This is a genomic window from Caballeronia sp. KNU42 (assembly GCF_053760385.1).
In genome coordinates, this window is record NZ_CM132390.1 from 164,736 (window position 1) to 182,589 (window position 17,854).

A 17,854-nucleotide genomic window follows, 5' to 3' on the forward strand; every position below is an offset into this window, starting at 1 on the left:
GCCTCAAGAAGTTTGTCGCTCAGTCCGTCAATTCCACGCGGCGTACATCGCCGACAATAAACACATACGAGAGCGCGCCCACCAGCGCGGCCGCCCCGACGTAAGCCAGTGCGTAGAAGAACGAGCCGGTCTTCGCCACGATCACGCCGATCACCAGCGGTGTCACGATGCCCGCCAGGTTCGCGCAAAAGTTGAAGATGCCGCCGGTCAGGCCCATCAGGTTCTTCGGCGCGACGTCCGAGATCAGCGTCCAGCCGAGCCCGACCATGCCTTGCCCAAAGAACGCGATCGAGAGGATGGTGATGACCAGCGCGTCGCTGCTGACGAAGTTCGCCGAGATGATGGTGGATGCCCCCAGCAAACCAACGATGATCGGCAGCTTGCGGGCAATGTTGGCCGAGCCGGTTCGCTTGAGCAGAAGGTCGGACACCCAGCCGCCGAACATCACGCCGACCGCTGCCGCGAGGAACGGCATGACGGCGAAGAAACCCACCTTGAGCCAGCCCATGTGGCGCTCGGTGGCAAGGTAGGTCGGGAACCAGGTCAGGAAAAAGACCAGCGTGGTGTTGCCCGCGAACTGGCCGAGGCATGCGCCCGCGATCTGGCGGCGCTTGAGCAACTGGCCGACGTTGCTCCACGAGAACGCCAGCGTCTGCTGGCCGCCGGCCGGCTCAAGTCCGCCGCCGGCAGCAATGTAGTCGAGCTCGGCTTGATTCACCGTTTTTGAATCATGCGGCTCGCGATAAAAGAGCCACCACACAATCGCAAACGTAATGCCGAGAACGCCGACCGCAATGAACAAGGCGCGCCAGCCGAAGTTGCCCATGATCCAGAACAGCGCCGGCGCAAAACATGCGAGTCCGAGATATTCGCCGACCGTATAAATCCCGGTCGCCCGGGCGCGCTCATGTTGCGGGAACCATGTGGCAACCACGCGGCTGTTCACTGGAAAACAGGGCGCCTCGCTGACGCCCAGACCAAAGCGAAACAGCAGCAATGATTTGAGGCCGACAGCGAACCCTTGGAACAACGTAAAGAGCGACCAGAACGTCAAGGCGAGGAAATACGTGACCTTGCTGCCGAAGCGGTCGAGGAAGACGCCGCCCGGTATCTGGGCAAGCGCATAGGTCCATGAGAACGCCGAGAAGACCAGCCCCATCACGGCCGCGTCGATACCGAGTTCCTTGGTCATCGTCGGCGCCGCAATACCCAGCACCGTGCGGTCCAGGTAGTTGATCATGGTGCCCACGGCGAGCAGCGCGAGGATCACGAAGCGGGTGCGCGAGCGCGTGCGGACCGCAGCGCCGGCTTGCACCGCCGGAGAATTATGAACGTCTTGCATGAGGCGTCTCCTGACTCAAAGGAATGATATTCCCACCCTGCGAACGTGTTTCGCGAGCAGTGTTATTGGAGTGGCGATCCTGGCGAATAAACCTAGCACAGCATTGAATTCCGCCGGGGCTGGCCCGGGTAAACACCCGGGCCCCGATGCGCGTGGCAAGCGCCCGAATCAGAAGCGGTGGATGATACCCACGCCTGCCGCGAACTGGCTTTGCGACGAAGAAGGCGACGTCTGGAATCCATCGCCGAGCGTAGCCGTTGCATTGATGATGCTGGACTCGCCCGGCGTCCCCAGCGTCTTGCCCTTCGCGCGCTGATACGCTTGCAGTGCATACAGGCCGGTCCGTTTTGACAACGCGTAATACTGTGACAAATTGAACTGGTGATATTGAGCGACGCTGTCTATGCCATTCGCTCTCGTCGCACGCGTATAACTGTAGCCGGTGCCGAAATCGAGCGAAGGCGATGCGTGCCAGTGAAGCACGGCGCCGCCCGTGTTGAAGATTGCGGTATCGCGGAACAGCGAGTGAATACCGGGAATGTATTGCACATTCGAGTACGTCGCCGATATATCCCACGCACTGTTGAACGTATAACCCGTGCCGACAGCGATCCGTTGCTGCGCCTGCGCCGTCTGGTATCCGTTGGTCACCGCCGACACGCCTGATTGGCCGTTCGAATTCGTGGTTGAGTCCGTGCCGAACGCGCCGCCGCCCGGGGTCGAGTTATTCAGGCGCGTGATGCCCGCCGCGATCCCGAACGGCCCGTTGGTGTACTGGACCGCGCCGCTCCATGTCGAACCCTGGTTCACGCTGCCCGGCACGCCCGCGAACGAATACGAACCGCTGAACGTGAATCCGTAGAGCTTGGGCGACGTATAGACCAGCGAGTTGTTCGCACGATAGATGGTGTCCATCTGATCGAGGTCGCCCGGGTGAGCGCCATAGAAACCGGTCAGCCAGTTGGTCGGGCTATACGGCGAGAGCAGCGTGTAGTACGACGTGTACTGGCGTCCGGCCGTCAACGTTCCGTAGGTGGGATTCGTCGCGCCCACGAATGCCAGCCGGCCGAATTCCGCGTTGGTGTACTGCTGTGCGCCGGACGCACTGTTGAAACCCGACTCGAGTTGGAAGATCGCCTTGGTGCCGCCGCCGAGATCCTCGGCGCCTTTCAGGCCGAAGCGGCTGCCCGCCCATACGCCCGAGGACATCTTGATGTTCGAACTACCGCCCGAGGTCTTGCCCAGGGTCGTCTGGCTGCTTTGGTAAGTCATGGAGTTATCGACAATACCGTACAGCGTCACGCTGGTTTGCGCATGTGCGGAAGTAGCCATTGCGACCGTGATGGCGACCGCGGCTCCCGCTTGTCTGGATTGCTTCATCTAACGTCTCCTCCTTGATGCTCGGTTGGGATCAATGCTGCAGGCATTTTTACTAAGCTTTCCTAACCTATACCGATGCCTGGCAAGGACGGTTGGAAAGTTCTGGTACTAAAGGAATGGGTTCAGCAAAAAATAAGGCTCGCTACTGACTGCATGTGTGCCGCGCTTGAGGTGTTGAATCAGCACGTCCTCACGATAAAGTGATGTGCGATCGTGGGCAATGTTTTGCGCCAAAAAGAAATCGATTATCGAACGCAGGTGTTCGATAATCGCGCATTATTGGGGTTAGCACTGAGACCGTGCATGTGACATTGCGGTGACGCGACATCAGCTTGAATCATTCCCGGTCGCGGTTCACAAGGGTCGTCCGCCGTGCGGGAAGGAGCGGGTCACCCTTCATCGTCTGGAAAAGAACGGATGATTTTTTTGCCCGGCCGCGCCGGTGCATGGACTTGAACAGGAAATCACCGCGGCGCTGCGCGCCGATGGCGTGGGGTTGCGGGAGGAGCCGGAAGTCGAGGGGAAATTCAGGTCGCATCAGAACCGGTTTCAACTCGCGGCTCTAAGGAGCGCGAGTGCAATCCTTAACCCTCCCGCGCTTTACCAAGCGCAATCAAGTTGCCTTCCCCAAACCCGTGGTCGCCACGCCTCTCCACGATTTCAAAAAACATATCGCCGCGATCGCGTTGAATAAAGGTTTGCAGGAAGAGCCGCGCACTGCCATCTTTGGCAATCGTCCCATCCACCAGAATGCCCCTCGAACGCAGCGCATCGACGTCCAGGCCATGTCCGGGCAAACGTTCATCGAGTTGCTCGTAATACCGCGCCGGCGGCTGCACGAAACGAATGCCCCGCGACCGCAAGATATCGACCGACGCAAAGATATCCTTCGCGACCAGCGCGATATGCTGGACCCCCTCGCCCGTATGATCCGGCAGATAGTCCTGCATCAGGCTCGTGCGGTAAGTCCCTTCCTCATAAACGGGAATGCTCAACGTCTGGCAAGGCGACACGATGACAGGCAGATCCTGCGCCACCTTCCAGTCCGGATGAACCGCATGGATCTCCTTGAAATGAAGGACCTGCAGATAAAACTCGAGCCAGTCCGCGAGCCGCCCCGCACCAACCGTCTGCGTGAAATGATCGACCTTGCTTAAACCCGCATCGTTGGAATGTAGCGCCGCGCGTGTTTCCTGCGGGTCGAGCCAGGCAAAATCAATATCGTAGATGGACCGGGCCTTTTCGGCTGGCGCCTGCCGGCCTTCCCAATGGTCCACGAAGTAAATATGCGAATCCCCGATACCCTGGATCGCGGGTATCAGCAATTCGTTCGGTCCAATGCGCTCGCCCTCGAAATCCCACGCCCCGAATTCGACGGCACGCTCATGCGCAGTCTGCGCATCGAACACCCTTAGCCCGATCGCGCAGATGCCCACCCCGTGATTGACCGCGAAGCGCGCGGCAAACGAATCATCGTCGGCGTTGATGAGGAAATTCATGCTGCCCTGGCGAAACAGCGTGACGTTTTTGCTGACGTGGCGAGCCACTTGCGTAAAGCCAAGCTGCTCGAAAAGCGTCCGCAACCGCGCCGGGTCCGGACTGGAGAATTCCACGAATTCAAGCCCGGCGACGCCCAGCGGATTGTCGCTGTCCTGCAGGGATTGCGCCGAGGCGGCGCCGGGCAGGGAAGCATCGATGGTCATTGAAAGTCACCTCTGGGAAAGTCCGGTCTGTCTCTGTCTGTACACCCATGCGCCGCTCGCCGCGGCCCGCTTGGCTGCTCTGACGCCGAGACAGATTATCGTCTCTGGCATCAACGCGTCAAACTGTCTCGTACCGTCTCATGAGCCCGGAGCGCCGGTTCTTCACTGTGCGACCTCCTGATGGCGTCGCTGCGCGTGCGCCGCGAGCCGAACCGGCGCGTTCACCGCGCCATAACCGTCGTAGGCGCCCTTGCGTTGCACGACCTCCAGGAAAAACCGCTCTGCGAATTGCTCCGTATAGACCTGGAAAAACTCGCCGCCCGCGTTGTCGCGGTCATACAGGATGCCGCCGTCGCGCATTTGCGCGAGCTGGGCCGGGTCGAAATCGTAGCGCGCCTCGAGATCGTCGTAGTAGTTGCGCGGAATGTGCAGGAGCGGCACGCCCCGCTCGCGCAGCTGCGCAACGGCCGCGAAGATGTCATCGGTCGCGAACGCAACGTGATTCAGCCCGGAACCGCGGTAGGTCGATAGCGACTCCACCACCGCCGTATGCCGGTCCGCCGACGCGTTGAGCACGATCCTCACGGAACCGTCCCGGCTGCGCACCGCACGGCTTCTCACCAGGCCGTACGGGTCCGGCAAGAGGACTGACGGCTCGGCATCGAAACCAAACGTCGCCTTGAAAAAAAGCACCCACGTATCCAGCGTGTCGGCCGGCAGGTTCAGGCACACATGGTCGATGCGGCGCAGGATATCGCCTCGGTCCTGCTTGCCGGTATCGGTCAGGTTGAAATCGGTTTCGTAGAGCGTGGGCTCGCCTGGCGCCTCGTCGACGAAGTATTGCAGGCTGTTATCCGGCGCCTGCACGCTCGGCACCACGCGCTCGTTGGGGCCGACCTTGCCCGAAAAAGGCGCATAGCCGAATGCGGCTGCACGCTCGAACGCTTGCGCGGCGTTCTCGACGCGATACGCCGATGCGCACACCGACAAGCCATGCGCCTGATGAAACGCGCTAGCGAAGGAATCGGTTTCGCCATTAAGAAGAATGCATGCGTCGCCTTGGGCGTACAGCGTGACATCCTTTGAACGATGCCGTCCCGCCGCGCGAAAGCCCAGGCGTTCGAGCCATTGGGCAAGCGTTAAACCACCAGCCGGATCGACGGCGAATTCGAGGAATTGAAAACCAGTGTGCGCGGGTGCTGCGGGCGGATCGAATAGCGTCTCATGCGACGTGGCCTTTAAAGCGCCCGCGCATTGCTCCTCCAGGAACAGCAGCGAGCGATAACCGTCGACCGCCGTCGCCGCATTGGGCGCTGCGCGAAAGCCATCGTTGAATATTTCCAGTGATAGCGGCCCCGCGTACCCAGACGCCAGCACCTGACGCGCAAAGCCAGCCACGTCGAGATCGCCTTGCCCGGGGAAACAACGGTAATGCCGGCTCCATTCAAGCACATCCATTGCCATCTTCGGCGCATCCGCGATCTGCACGAACGTGATCCGGTCCGCCGGAATGCTGGCGATTTCATCGACTGAATCGCCGATGGAAAGCGTATGGAAGCTATCGAGAATCAAGCCAAGGTTAGGATGATCGAGCGTGTCGACCAGCCGCCATGCATGTTTGTACGAGTTGACGTGACGCCCCCAGGCGAGCGCTTCATAACCCGCCATCACGCCTTCCGAACGCGCGAGGTCGGCAAACTGACCGAGCTGATCGACGAGCAATGCATCACCGCCAATTGAATCCGCCGACGCATTGCTGCAGACCAGCACGCGATCGGTGCCGAGTTCGTGCATCAGTTCGAACTTGCGCCGCGCGCGTTCAAGGTTGCGAACCAGCCGCTCCGGCGATACCCCCTCGAAGTCCCGGAAGGGCTGGAACAGCATGATCTGGAGCCCGAGGTCGGCACAGATATGCTTGACGTCGGCGGGTGAGCCATCGAAGTACAGCAGGTCATTTTCGAAGATCTCGACGCCATCGAACCCGGCGCGGCTGATAGCCTTGAGCTTCTCGACCAGCGTGCCGCTGATTGAGACAGTGGCAATTGAACGTAGCATCGTAAGTTCTCTTTCAACAGGCGGGCCACCGCCGGTATGCGGGGCGCCGCCGTATTCCTGTCGCTATATCGGTCTCTAAGCCGGTCTCTAAGCCGGTCGATGGCGAAAGATCAAAGCGCCGGCAGATGCAGCAGTTCCCGGGCCTGCGCCGCGGTGGCGACCGGACGTCCATATTCACCGCACAGCGCGGCCACGCGGGCCACCAGTTGCGCGTTGCTGGTCGCAAGCGTGTCCTTGTCCCAGCGAATGTTGTCTTCAAGACCGGTCCGGCAATGACCGCCCATCTCAAGCGTCCAGTGGTTCACCTCAAGCTGATGCCGGCCGATGCCTGCAGCGGTCCAGGTTGCATCGGGTAACTCGGCGCGCAGCCGCTCGACCTCGAACGCGAGAATTTCGCGCTTGGCCGGCAACGCGTTCTTCACGCCCATCACGAACTGGACATGAACCGGAGACGCCAGCAGCCCCTGCTTGACCAGGTCGACGGTGCTGTAGAGCATGGCCAGGTCGAAGATTTCTATCTCGGGTTTGACGCCGTGATCGAGCATCGACTTCGCGAGCGAGCGCACGAAGTCTGGCGGATTTTCGTAGACCGTAGTCGGGAAGTTGACCGACCCCGTGGCGAGCGAAGCCATGTCCGGCGCCAGGTCGAGCATCGCGCCGCGCTGCTCGAAAGAACGTCCGCGTCCGCCGGTGGAAAACTGGATGATGATGTCCGGGCAATGCTGCCGGATGCCATCCTGAAGCGCCTCGAATCGCGAGCGGTCCGAGCTGGAATTCTCCTGCTCGTCGCGCACATGCAGATGCACGAGCGATGCGCCCGCATCGTACGCAGCGTGTGTGCTTTCCACCTGCTCGCTGATCGAGATGGGTACGGCCGGATTGTCTTTCTTGCGCGGCACGGAGCCTGTGATTGCAACCGAGATGATGCAGGGATCAGTCATGATTTACCTTCCATTGAATGAGGGATGCTGCCGTGCGGCGTGCTGATTGAAAGCCCTGCTCTCAGGTCCGTTTCATGCCGCCTGCAACCAGCACGGAGATCAGGCAGCCAATAGCGAGGTAAGCCGCAACCGGATGCCACGAACCGCCCGCGAAGCTCACCAGCGCCACGGCAATGAACGGCGTGAAGCCACCGCCGACCACACTCGCCACCTGATAACCCACGCCTGCGCCGCTGTATCTATATTCAGTGCCGAAGAGTTCGGTGAACATGGGTTGCTGGACGCTGACCACCATGTCATGCGCGATGTTCGCCAGCATCACCGAGAAGATCACAATCCAGACGGTCGAGCGTGCATCGAGTGCGAGGAAGAATGGAATGGCGCTGAGCATGCCGACCACTGCGCCGATCATGTAGATACGGCGGCGTCCAAACCGGTCGGCGAGCATCGCGAAACACGGAATGGTGATGATGCTGACCGCTCCGACGAGCAAGCCGACGTTCAGGAAAAACTGGCGCGGCATGCCGAGGTTCGTCGTTGAATAGCTGAGAGCAAAGGCGGTGACGATGTACATCGTGAAGAGTTCAGCGAGGCGCAGCGCGATGATCAGCAAGAATGCCTTCGGATGCTGACGCAAGGCTTCGAAGATCGGCAGGCGAGCGCTTTGCTTGCCCTTCTCGATCACCTTCTTGACGAACTCCTGCGACTCTTCCATGCTCGATCGCACCCACAGTCCGATCAGGACCAGCACCACGCTGAACACGAACGGGATGCGCCAGCCCCAGGTCTTGAAGGTGGCGTCGTCCATGGTCTGGCTGAGGATCGAGACAATGCCCGTTGCAAGCACGAGACCCACGCCGTAACCGACCTGCACGCCGCTGCTATAGAACGCTTTCTTTGTGCCGGGCGCGCTCTCCACCGCCATCAACGCCGCACCGCCCCATTCGCCGCCGACCGCGAAGCCCTGGATCGCACGCAACGCTATGAGCAGGACCGGCGCCCACCAGCCGATGGTCGCGAACGTGGGCAGCAAGCCGATCATCGCGGTCGAGAGGCCCATCATCATCACGGTCAGTACAAGCATGCGCTTGCGGCCCAAGCGGTCGCCGTAGTGACCGAACACGAAGCCACCCAGCGGGCGAAACAAAAAGCCTACGCCGAAGGTTCCGAACGCGGCCAGTGTGCCCATTGCAGGGCTGACCTTCGGGAAAAATTCGGTGTTGAAAACGATCGCGGCGATGATGCCGTAGAGCAGGAAGTCATACCAGTCGACCACTGCTCCGACAAAACTGCCAAGCGCCGCCTTGCGTGCCCGGCTCTTCTCCCGGTCGACTGCTGCAACGTCCGAAGACTGAATAGCGATAGTCATAACCTTGTCTCTGATATGTATTGATGTTGAGCTGCAGGACGTGTCCGGCAGGTTGCTTGGCAAGTAAGCGCGCATGGCGCGCTGCGGTGAATGGAGCATAGGGCGGCGGCTACGCCCAATCAATGCTTGCCGCGAAAATGAAAACGATTATCGGACGCCGATGTGCGATTAACGATCGTTTTCGGGGTTTGCACTAAGCTGGAGTGTCGATCGTTTGAGCGATGGTTTGCGCATCTGCCGAGCCGTCCGAACGGCGACGCAGTGCATCCGGCGTGATCAGGTCCAGCAGATAGCCATCGTCCGAACGCACGGACTTGGCAAGCTCCGGATAACCAAAAAACTCAAGATAAAGCGGCGTCTGCTGGATGAGCATGTCGAAGCCGGGTTCGGCAATCAGCCCCCTTGAGCGGGCCGCGCGCAACAGCGGCGTGGGCTGGTTCTTCATCAGGATGTCGCAAACGACCGCATCTGCTCGAATCGCCCCGACATCGACAGGAAGCGCGTCGCTATCCTTCAAACCAAGCGGGGACGCGTTGATGACCACGTCATAATCGTAAGGATCATTGGTCGGCACATCGCTAGCCTTGATATGGAAGTCGCGCCTCAACACAGCGGCAAGATGCTGCGCTTTACCGTGGTCGGGATCGAAGAGCGCGAGCTCGGCCACGCCGGCTTCGGCGAGCGCAGTCGCCACCGCCGAAGCCGCGCCGCCTGCGCCCAGCATGAGGATCCGGCGGCCCGCGTAAGCCACGCCCGCACGGTCCATCGAGCGGGTGAAACCTACGCCATCGAACAGGTCCCCTTCGAGTTCGCCATCCGGATTGCGCCTGACCGCATTCACCGCATTGGCGGCCAGCGCAGCGCGGGAACAGTGGTCCACCGTCGCCGCCGCTGCCGCCTTGTGCGGGATGGAGAGCGATACGCCACCCACTGATGGAGACGCGAGGAGGCAACGCAACGTAGCCGCAAGATGACCCGCTGTGACGCGCAGGGGCACCATCACGGCGTCGACTTCATGCCGGGCAAACACAGCGTTAAAGACCTCCGGCGCACGCACCTGATCCACCGGATCGGCAATGCAATAAAAAATCCGGGTCGAGCCGGTGATTCTCATGATGTCCCTCTCCGTTCCTTGAACTAGTGGAATGAAGGATAGGGATCTGCCTGGCGAACACTAAGCACTGTTTGCGCAATGTGCGCGATAATCGCTCACCTATCTTCACTGATCGCACGGAATGAGGGTTAATGCTTATGACCAAGCGACCGCCGTTAGATAAGCGCGACTGGATCGCGGGGCTCGAAAAAGGCTTGGCGGTGCTCGAGGCATTCGACAGCGAGCACGCGCGCATGACCCCCACGCAAGCAGGCGCCCGCACGGGCATGACCCGGACCGCTGCGCGTCGATATTTGCTGACGCTGGAGAGTCTTGGTTATGTAGAAAGCGACGGCAAATTGTTCGGGCTGACGCCGCGCGTGCTGCGGGTCGGCTGGTCGTATTTCGATTCCGCGCGATTGCCGAAACTCGTGCAACCCTACTTGCAGCAACTGAGTGCGACGCTCAATGAGTCGGTTTATATCAGCGTGCTCGATGAATGGGAGCTGGTCTTCATTGCACGCAACGGGACCTCGCGAGTCATGACCACGGGGTTCGTGCTGGGCGCCCGGGTGCCTGCGCCGCTCACTTCGCCGGGAGTCGTGCTGCTTGCTTACAAGCCCGACGAGGAAGCCGTGCATCAATGGCTGAACACGACCGTGCTGACGCCATTTACGCCTCATACGCTGACGAACACGGTGCGTCTTGCGGAGAAAATCCGGCAAGCCCGGGCCGATGGGTTTGCGGTCATCGAACAGCAGTTGCAGGTGGGCGTGCGCGGTATTGCAGTGCCCATGAAGGACCGGCACGGTGAGGTGGTCGCCGCGTTGAGCACGAACATGCCGATGGGCAGGGAGACGACTGAGGCCGCGATTAACCGCGTAGTGCATCACTTGCAGGAGACCGCATTGGCCATGCTGAATGTGCTTTAGAGCAATCGCTTTCTGCGGTCTCGGTTCAGCATTTCAAGCGGGTTTCGTTCGCGTCCTCGCCAATACCAATGAAAGCCCGACGCAGCCGGCGAACAGCACCGACACAATCGCAATGCTCACCTGATATGCGTGCGCATAATCCGCGGCCAATGTTCCCGTCGACAGCACCGAAAAGAAGGCCCCGCTGATAGCGGTCGCGCCGAACGCCGACCCGATCTGCAACATGGACGTGACCACACTCGATGCAAGCCCGGCTTGCGCCGGTCCGACCTCCCCGATCACGATCCGAACCACCGACGGCAGCACGATGCCGTGCCCCATTCCGGCAAGCAGCAAACCGGTATAAAACAGCGGCCCTGGGTCAACACGTTGAAACAGCGCGCCGCCGGTCATTGCAAATCCGATAGCGAGCAACGCAAAGCCAATGACGAGAATACGGTTGCCGACTCGTCGCACCAATAGCGGCGACATTAAGGGTCCAAGGATGGAGCCTGCGCCGAAAGGAAAAATCGCAATGCCAGCGGCAAGCGACGAAAAACGCAAACCGTTCTGCAGATAGATACCGTAAGTCAGGAAAAAAACGCTGTCGCAATAGAAGCAAAAAGCCAGCACCAATCCGATTGAGAAAACAGGATTCCTGAATAGTTCAAGATCAACAAGCGGATCCCCGCCCTTCAGTTTCAGCCGGTATTCCAGCAACAGGAATACGGCGAAAACCGGCACGCTTGCAGAAAGTGAAATGAACGTCCACGCAGGCCATCCGGCCTCCCGGCCTTGCGTTAGCGGGTAGATCACGAGGGCCATGAACACCGACAAAAGCACGAGGCCCGCTGCATCGATACCTGCGCTTCGGGCTGGACGATTTTCCGGCACGAAGCGCCACGCGCCGATTAAAGCCAGCAATCCGACAGGCAGGTTGATCAGGAAGATCGATTGCCAGCCAAGCCCGAACGGGCGGAGCGTGATCAACGCCCCGCCGCCTATCTGCCCCACGACTGAAGCGAAGCCGAAGATGAATCCGTACAAGCTCATGACTTTCGTTTGCTGTTCCTTTGGGAATACGGTCCTGATGGTGGCAAGGATCTGCGGCACCATCACCGAAGCCGACGCGCCCTGAAGCATTCTCCCGATCACCAACACTGTGGCATTCGGCGCCCCCGCGCACAACGCCGACGACACCACAAAACCCGCCATGCCGAGCATGAATATCCGCTTGCGTCCGAACATGTCGCCCAGCCGCCCGCCCGTCACCAGGAAGACAGCGAACGCCGCCGTATACACGGATACGATCAATTGCAGTTCCGCCGAACTTGCGTGCAGCCCTGAGCGAATGGCCGGCAACGCGAGATTGACGATGAAGTAGTCGAGCGGTGACAGGAACGCGCCTGTGAGGAGCACGAGCAAAGCAAGAGCGCCCGACCGGGTCGACACCGAATGCATGCCGACTGATGGATCCTGCAGAAATTTATCTGATTTCATGACTATATAGTCAATAAATAAATAAAAAAATCAGCTCAATGCGCGCATGGCGATATCGACGGCTGCAGTCAGCCGCTCCTCTTCATGCACGACCTTGCCGAGCACCCTCAAGCCCTGCGTCATGCACAGCAGGAAGTCACCTACCGCTTTTTCATTGAGTCCCGGATTGAAGACCCCTTCCGCTTGTCCGCGAATGACGGCCGCCGCGAGCAATGTTGATATCCGCCGCATGATCGACTCGATCCGCCAGGTCACGTCGGGGTCGCTAGGGACCATCTCAAGGGTGGTATTGGTAATGAAGCAGCCGGGTATGCCGGTCAGCGCGGAGACCACGCGGGTATGGTGAAGCAAGGCTTCACGTAACGCTTCGTGAGGAGGAAGACCCGAATTCAACCGTTCTGACAACCTCGCCACCGCCCCTTCGGCGTAGTAGTCCAGCGCGGCCAGCAACATGCCGCGCTTGTCGCCAAAAGCGCTGTAAAGACTACCGCGAAGCAGACCCGTTGCCTCGGTAAGATCGTCCAGCGAGGTCGCGTGATAGCCACGCTCCCAGAACACGCGACCGGCGGCCTCGGACACCGAAGCAACGTCGAACTCGCGCGGTCTCCCACGCTGCATGGCAGATGCCGCCTTCTTCGGACTGGAATAGGAACTCATGCCGTGAGTTTATGACTGCGTGGTCAATAAATCAAGATGATTTGCCGAGAAGCTAAGCTCGATCCACTTCACTGCTTCTGCGGCGGCAAGCTCTGGAGAAACTCCGCGACATAGCTTTTCCACACCTCGGGATGGTCAATCGTTTCATTGCCGTAAGAGCGCTCGCTCTCGGGCATCTCGACAAAGTGTCCATGCGGTACTTGCGGTACGAGACGCTGCATGGTTCCAAGATCGGTCGGGTTCAACAGGTCATCGGAAAAGTTCAGGGCGAAGAGTGGCGCCTTGATCGCCCCAAGCGCCGCTTCGGGGTTGTAGTCCCACGAAGACTCGAACCAGTACATCACGTCGTTGGCGTCGTACTGACGGCCGCTGTAGACGGCGGCGTCATAGGACCATCGGGCGGTGCCGGGAGTAGGCGATAACGCTTGCATGCGTGCGGGGTTCCTCGTGATCAGCGTAAAGACCGGCATGGCGCGCAACCATTGAATTGGCTGGTGCAGGTAGTTGCCGTCGTTCCATTCGGGATCCCGACGGATGGCGTCGATAATCATTTGCCGCCAAAAACCATTGCGTCCCGTGAGCGCAACCGGTTGGCTCGCGATCGGCATGAGGCCGTCCATCATGTCCGGGTAGCGTTCGCCCCAAAGCCACGTCTGCATTCCGCCCATCGACGTACCAAGCACCAGGCGCACATGGTCGATGCCCAGTCCTTGCGTGACGAGCAGGTACTGCGCCTGAACGACGTCGTTGTATCCGTATTCTGGAAACTTCGCCCGCAGCCCGTCGCTGGGTTTGCTTGAGCCGCCCCGACCCAGCCCGTCCGGAATGATGATGAAATAACGGCTTATATCGAGCGGCTGGCCGGGGCCGAACAGTTCTTGGCGCATAGCTGCCGTAAGGAATGCGCGGCCGGTGTCGGTCGTACCGTGCAGCAGCAAGACGACGTTGGTGAAGTGCCCGTTGCCGTCGCAATGGGGTACGCCGAGCGTGACGTAATGGAGCTTGACCTGGGGCAGCGAAGAGCCGTCTTCGAAGTGAAAACCGGTAGCAACGAAGTCGCCGGATTGTTCGTATAACGGAGGCTGTTGCGCACCGGCATGAGAGACGAAACACGCCAAAGCAAGTGCGAGCAGGAGGGAGCGCATGGTCTCCTCGCTTGATTGAGATCTGATCTTTTAGTTTAGGCCGATCCTCACCGGCATAGGCGTATTTCGACGTCGGGGCAAACTCGAACGCTTAAGCGCGCCCCGCCCCGTTACGCAAGCGCCGCAATGTCTGCGACGGCAATTCGCCAAACTGCTCGCGATAGTCGTTGGAGAAATGGCCGAAGTGCCAGAAGCCCCAACGGGTCGCCGCGTCGGTGACGGAGCCGGCGAGCAGCAGGTCCTTGCGGACGCGATCGAGCCGCACTGCTCGCAGGTACGAAGCCGGATTCGTGCCGAGGATTTCATCGAATGCATACTGGACCGTGCGCCGGCTGACGCCCAGCCGCAAGCACAGGTCAGCAACCGACAGCGGGCAGTCCGCCGACGCTTCCACCAGTTCACGCACGGCGCCCACCAGCTTCCAGTTGCGTGATGCTCCGGTACGCGTGTCGGTATCGCCGACATCGGCCAGCAAGCCGGATAGCCCCACGATCACAGTACGTTCAAAACTCGCGCACACGCTCGGGTCGGCGAGCGTCGATGGGCTGGACGTAACCGCGTCCAGGAGAGCCGCCAGCGTGCCCCTGAACGCCTGCAAACGGAGCGGATCGGCGTTGAGCACGCCGGGCTGGTTGCCAAGCGCTTGCTGAACGTTGTCCATCGCGAGGCGAAGCAGCGGGTCGGACAACTCCAGAGGCGCTATCTCCAGATTCACGACCACATGCTTGTCGGGCGATAGAAATTCAAAGCCTCCGGGACCGGAGAAGAGATGCAAGCCGTCAAGATGACTCACCTGCCCGCACAACAACGCATGGCCTTCGAGCTGGAACGGAATGCCCACGGCGATCCGCGAACCATCCACGCAGCCGCGCTGGTACACCGTCCGGTTCATGCGCTCAACGAGAATTCGCACGGCGCCCGCATGCACGGAGCTGACCGAGCCGTCGAAAGCGCCCCGCGAGATCTGGCAGTAGGTCTGGTTCCAGCTTTCGAGCAGCCCGGCCTGCTCGTCAATGCTCCGGCAGCAATGGATATCGACGGCCGGACGCACCGGTTGGACCGCTTGCATAAGAACTCCCTGGCGGACGGTACGCGTCAAAAAAGTGTAAACGATTAAAAGGCGGAGCAAAAATCCCTACGCCTGATTCTGACGCCGCCGGCCTTGTATCGTGCGCCACGGTAAGCGTTGCGCATGCCTGCGCCCATCGCTGAAAACCCTGCCCGGCCGGCCTTCGAGCGTTCGTATGACGCCGTTTGCAGATTTTCTGCCGTCTATTCCGCTTCATTGCCAATTTTGGATAGTGCGTAAATTGTGTCGCGCCTAGCCTAAATAAAGCATAAACAACGAGAGGTCAGGAATGGGCAAATTCGAGTCTGCTGGCGGAAAACTCGCGGGCAAGATCGCGATCGTATCGGGGGGGGCCACCGGTTGCGGCGGTGCTGCCTCCGTGTTGTTCGCCAGGGAAGGCGCGCAGGTCGCGATTGTCGATATCAACGCCGATGCCGGCACGCAGGTCGCCGCGCAGATTCGCGAGCGCGGTGGCGTGGCCGAGTTCTTCAGGGCCGATGTCGCAAAGACCGATCAGGTTGAAACCGCCGTGGCACGGATCGCCGAGCGCTTCGGCACGATCGACGTGCTGTTCAATCACGCAGGCAGCATTGTCGTCAAACCGTTCCTCGATACCACAGACGAGGACTACCAATGGCTTATGGACGTCAATGTCAAGAGTATGTTCACGATGACCCGTGCCGTGCTGCCGCACATGCTTCGCGCGGGCGGCGGCTCGATTGTCTGCACGGCGTCGATCTCGTCGACGGCGGCCACACCGCTCGAAGTGCTGTATTGCACCACCAAGGGCGCATGCGCGATGTTCGCGCGGGCGATTGCCGTGGAGTATCGCGAGCGCGGGATTCGTTGCAATGCGGTGTGCCCGGGTTTCATCGATACCCCGCACGGGCAGCGTGAAATCGCAGCGCTCGCGCAATACGGTTTCGATGCAAGCGAAGCAGCGCTCTCGCTTCAGCAGGGCCGTCTGTGCGCGCCCGAGGAAGTCGCCAAGGCAGCGCTTTTTCTTGCCAGCGACGACGCCAGTTTCATCAACGGCGCGCACCTCTACGTCGATAACTGCTTTACCGCCGCGTGAGTTTACAACTCTGTTTGCGCGGCTTCATTCAGCAACGTCAGCCATAAGGACCCGTCATCATGGACATCAATACGGCAGTTCCGCCGCCCGCGAGCGCGGATAGCGACGTTTCATTGCTGCACAAAATGGGGTATGCGCAGGAGCTCTCCCGCCGCATGGGGGCGTTCTCCAACTTCGCCGTATCGTTCTCGCTCATCTGCATCCTCTCTGGCGGAATCACCTCGTTCCAGCTTGGACTCAGCGCGGCCGGCGGAGCGTCGATCGGACTGGGCTGGCCGCTCGGGTCTGTCTTCGCGCTCGTGGTTGCCGCCGCGATGGCGCAGATCGCGTCGTCTTATCCGACGGCCGGTGGCCTGTATCACTGGAGTTCGATCCTGGGCGGCAAGACCTGGGGCTGGCTTACAGCCTGGTTCAATCTGCTCGGACTCGTGTTCGTGGTCGCGGCCATCAACTTCGGTACGTGGGACCCGTTCTTCCGCACCCTCATCGCCCCGATGTTCGGCGTCAAGCCTGAGGCACTAGGCTGGTGGCATCAGACCATATTTCTTACATTGATTACCGCGTCACAGGCTTTCCTGAATCATCGTGGCATCCGGATCGCCAGCAAGATCACCGATGTCTCGGGCTACCTGATCTTCGTCGTGACAGTGATCCTGGTGGCTTCGCTGGTGATCTACTCGCCGGTCAAGGTGGATTTTGCGCGGCTCGTGACTTTCAAGAATTTCACGGGTGTGGATGGCGGACAATGGCCCGCGCAAACCATGGCCATGGCGTTCCTTTCGGGGCTGCTGCTGACCGCCTATACGATCACCGGTTTCGATGCCTCTGCGCACACATCGGAGGAAACTCACGATGCTGCGCGCAACGTGCCGCGCGGGATCGTCAAGTCGGTTCTGTGGTCGACGTTGTTTGGATATGTGCTGGTCTGCTCGTTCGTGCTGGTGATGCCGGACATTGGCGCGGCGATCAAGCAGGGCACCGGATTCTTTGAAGCCATCCTCGCGCCGATCCCCGGACCGCTGCGAATCGTGATCGAGTTGCTGCTGTTCTTCATCAACTATGTTTGCGGACTTGCCGCGGTGACATCGACGTCACGAATGATGTTCGCGTTCGCTCGTGACGGCGGCCTGCCGGGGTCGAAGTTCCTGCGCAAGGTGAATGCACATCGGACGCCGGGCACGGCGATCTGGGTGTCTGCCGTGCTGGCCATTGTCATCACGTTGTACGGCGATGCCTTCTCGGTGTTGAGCGCAGGCAGCGCGGTGTTCCTGTTCATCTCGTATGCGATGCCGGTAGCTGCCGGGATCTTCGCGGAAGGCAAGACGTGGACCGAGAAAGGACCCTTCCAGTTGGGCATCTGGTCGAAGCCGTTTGCTGTTGCGGCCGTTATCGGTGCGCTGATTTTGGCTTATGTGGGTATCCAGCCGCCGAACGAAAAAGTGATCTATGTGATTGTCGGCTTGCTCGCGGTGCTGATGCTGATCTGGTACGGCGCAGGCGTGCGCAAGAGTTTCGCCGGGCCGCCAGTAGGCAATCTGTCGAAGGAGCGGCAGGAGAAGATTGTCGGGCTTGAAGCGCAGTTGGAAGAGAACGTGGAGTAGGTTGTGGAGCGCG

Annotated in this window: 15 protein-coding genes; 3 read left to right on the forward strand and 12 right to left on the reverse strand. The window is 60.2% G+C overall.

What is annotated here, in order from left to right; translation table 11 throughout:
- Window positions 1–19: 19 nt before the first annotated feature.
- The 8 genes from ACSOSP_RS32190 to ACSOSP_RS32225 all read right to left on the reverse strand — a co-directional run bounded on the left by ACSOSP_RS32190 (window position 20) and on the right by ACSOSP_RS32225 (window position 9,904).
- A complete protein-coding gene (locus tag ACSOSP_RS32190) occupies window positions 20–1,342 on the reverse strand; it encodes an MFS transporter (RefSeq protein WP_455314712.1) in 1,323 nt (440 codons plus the stop codon).
- A 168-nt stretch (window positions 1,343–1,510) separates the two neighbouring features.
- Window positions 1,511–2,722, reverse strand: a complete 1,212-nt coding sequence (locus tag ACSOSP_RS32195; RefSeq protein WP_455314713.1) for a porin — start codon at window positions 2,720–2,722, stop codon at window positions 1,511–1,513.
- Between the two features lie 337 nt (window positions 2,723–3,059).
- Window positions 3,060–3,275, reverse strand: coding sequence for a hypothetical protein (locus ACSOSP_RS32200; protein ID WP_455314714.1), 216 nt, complete (start codon window positions 3,273–3,275; stop codon window positions 3,060–3,062).
- Window positions 3,276–3,306: 31 nt separating this feature from the next.
- Window positions 3,307–4,425: a 4-hydroxyphenylpyruvate dioxygenase family protein gene (locus ACSOSP_RS32205; protein ID WP_455314715.1), complete on the reverse strand. Its 1,119-nt coding sequence runs from the start codon at window positions 4,423–4,425 to the stop codon at window positions 3,307–3,309.
- Between the two features lie 162 nt (window positions 4,426–4,587).
- On the reverse strand, window positions 4,588–6,480 hold the full coding sequence (locus ACSOSP_RS32210) for a bifunctional sugar phosphate isomerase/epimerase/4-hydroxyphenylpyruvate dioxygenase family protein (protein WP_455314716.1): 1,893 nt from the start codon (window positions 6,478–6,480) through the stop codon (window positions 4,588–4,590).
- Window positions 6,481–6,590: 110 nt separating this feature from the next.
- Entirely contained in the window at window positions 6,591–7,421 is an 831-nt protein-coding gene (locus tag ACSOSP_RS32215) for a 3-keto-5-aminohexanoate cleavage protein (RefSeq protein WP_455314717.1), read from the reverse strand.
- Window positions 7,422–7,482: 61 nt separating this feature from the next.
- Complete coding sequence (gene shiA, locus ACSOSP_RS32220) at window positions 7,483–8,790, reverse strand: shikimate transporter (RefSeq protein WP_455314718.1); 1,308 nt, start codon at window positions 8,788–8,790, stop codon at window positions 7,483–7,485.
- A gap of 193 nt (window positions 8,791–8,983) precedes the next feature.
- A complete protein-coding gene (locus tag ACSOSP_RS32225; protein WP_455314719.1) occupies window positions 8,984–9,904 on the reverse strand; it encodes a shikimate dehydrogenase family protein in 921 nt (306 codons plus the stop codon).
- 137 nt (window positions 9,905–10,041) lie between these two features.
- Between ACSOSP_RS32225 and ACSOSP_RS32230 the strand changes: the two genes are divergently transcribed.
- Entirely contained in the window at window positions 10,042–10,815 is a 774-nt protein-coding gene (locus ACSOSP_RS32230; RefSeq protein ID WP_455314720.1) for an IclR family transcriptional regulator domain-containing protein, read from the forward strand.
- 33 nt (window positions 10,816–10,848) lie between these two features.
- On the opposite strand, the gene ACSOSP_RS32235 is transcribed toward ACSOSP_RS32230, so the two are convergent.
- From ACSOSP_RS32235 to ACSOSP_RS32250, 4 genes are all read right to left on the reverse strand, one after another.
- Complete coding sequence (locus ACSOSP_RS32235; protein ID WP_455314721.1) at window positions 10,849–12,294, reverse strand: MFS transporter; 1,446 nt, start codon at window positions 12,292–12,294, stop codon at window positions 10,849–10,851.
- A gap of 30 nt (window positions 12,295–12,324) precedes the next feature.
- Window positions 12,325–12,951, reverse strand: coding sequence for a TetR/AcrR family transcriptional regulator (locus tag ACSOSP_RS32240; RefSeq protein WP_455314722.1), 627 nt, complete (start codon window positions 12,949–12,951; stop codon window positions 12,325–12,327).
- Between the two features lie 68 nt (window positions 12,952–13,019).
- Window positions 13,020–14,096 carry an alpha/beta fold hydrolase gene (locus tag ACSOSP_RS32245; RefSeq protein ID WP_455314723.1) on the reverse strand — a complete coding sequence of 359 codons (1,077 nt, stop codon included), beginning with the start codon at window positions 14,094–14,096 and terminating at the stop codon, window positions 13,020–13,022.
- Window positions 14,097–14,187: 91 nt separating this feature from the next.
- A complete protein-coding gene (locus tag ACSOSP_RS32250) occupies window positions 14,188–15,165 on the reverse strand; it encodes a helix-turn-helix domain-containing protein (RefSeq protein WP_455314724.1) in 978 nt (325 codons plus the stop codon).
- A 289-nt stretch (window positions 15,166–15,454) separates the two neighbouring features.
- Between ACSOSP_RS32250 and ACSOSP_RS32255 the strand changes: the two genes are divergently transcribed.
- Both ACSOSP_RS32255 and ACSOSP_RS32260 read left to right on the forward strand, forming a co-directional pair.
- Window positions 15,455–16,240, forward strand: a complete 786-nt coding sequence (locus tag ACSOSP_RS32255; RefSeq protein WP_455314725.1) for an SDR family NAD(P)-dependent oxidoreductase — start codon at window positions 15,455–15,457, stop codon at window positions 16,238–16,240.
- Between the two features lie 59 nt (window positions 16,241–16,299).
- The gene (locus ACSOSP_RS32260; RefSeq protein WP_455314726.1) at window positions 16,300–17,841 is read left to right on the forward strand and encodes an amino acid permease; all 1,542 of its coding nucleotides are present in this window, start codon (window positions 16,300–16,302) and stop codon (window positions 17,839–17,841) included.
- The last annotated feature ends 13 nt before the right edge of the window (window positions 17,842–17,854 follow it).

Coding starts and splice junctions, on each gene's coding strand:
- ACSOSP_RS32215 (WP_455314717.1), bottom strand. CDS start 7,421: ATGACTGATCCCTGCATCATCTCGGTTGCAATCACAGGCTCCGTGCCG.
- ACSOSP_RS32260 (WP_455314726.1), top strand. CDS start 16,300: ATGGACATCAATACGGCAGTTCCGCCGCCCGCGAGCGCGGATAGCGAC.
- ACSOSP_RS32235 (WP_455314721.1), bottom strand. CDS start 12,294: ATGAAATCAGATAAATTTCTGCAGGATCCATCAGTCGGCATGCATTCG.
- ACSOSP_RS32245 (WP_455314723.1), bottom strand. CDS start 14,096: ATGCGCTCCCTCCTGCTCGCACTTGCTTTGGCGTGTTTCGTCTCTCAT.
- ACSOSP_RS32225 (WP_455314719.1), bottom strand. CDS start 9,904: ATGAGAATCACCGGCTCGACCCGGATTTTTTATTGCATTGCCGATCCG.
- ACSOSP_RS32250 (WP_455314724.1), bottom strand. CDS start 15,165: ATGCAAGCGGTCCAACCGGTGCGTCCGGCCGTCGATATCCATTGCTGC.
- ACSOSP_RS32205 (WP_455314715.1), bottom strand. CDS start 4,425: ATGACCATCGATGCTTCCCTGCCCGGCGCCGCCTCGGCGCAATCCCTG.
- ACSOSP_RS32255 (WP_455314725.1), top strand. CDS start 15,455: ATGGGCAAATTCGAGTCTGCTGGCGGAAAACTCGCGGGCAAGATCGCG.
- ACSOSP_RS32240 (WP_455314722.1), bottom strand. CDS start 12,951: ATGAGTTCCTATTCCAGTCCGAAGAAGGCGGCATCTGCCATGCAGCGT.
- ACSOSP_RS32195 (WP_455314713.1), bottom strand. CDS start 2,722: ATGAAGCAATCCAGACAAGCGGGAGCCGCGGTCGCCATCACGGTCGCA.
- ACSOSP_RS32230 (WP_455314720.1), top strand. CDS start 10,042: ATGACCAAGCGACCGCCGTTAGATAAGCGCGACTGGATCGCGGGGCTC.
- ACSOSP_RS32190 (WP_455314712.1), bottom strand. CDS start 1,342: ATGCAAGACGTTCATAATTCTCCGGCGGTGCAAGCCGGCGCTGCGGTC.
- shiA (WP_455314718.1), bottom strand. CDS start 8,790: ATGACTATCGCTATTCAGTCTTCGGACGTTGCAGCAGTCGACCGGGAG.
- ACSOSP_RS32210 (WP_455314716.1), bottom strand. CDS start 6,480: ATGCTACGTTCAATTGCCACTGTCTCAATCAGCGGCACGCTGGTCGAG.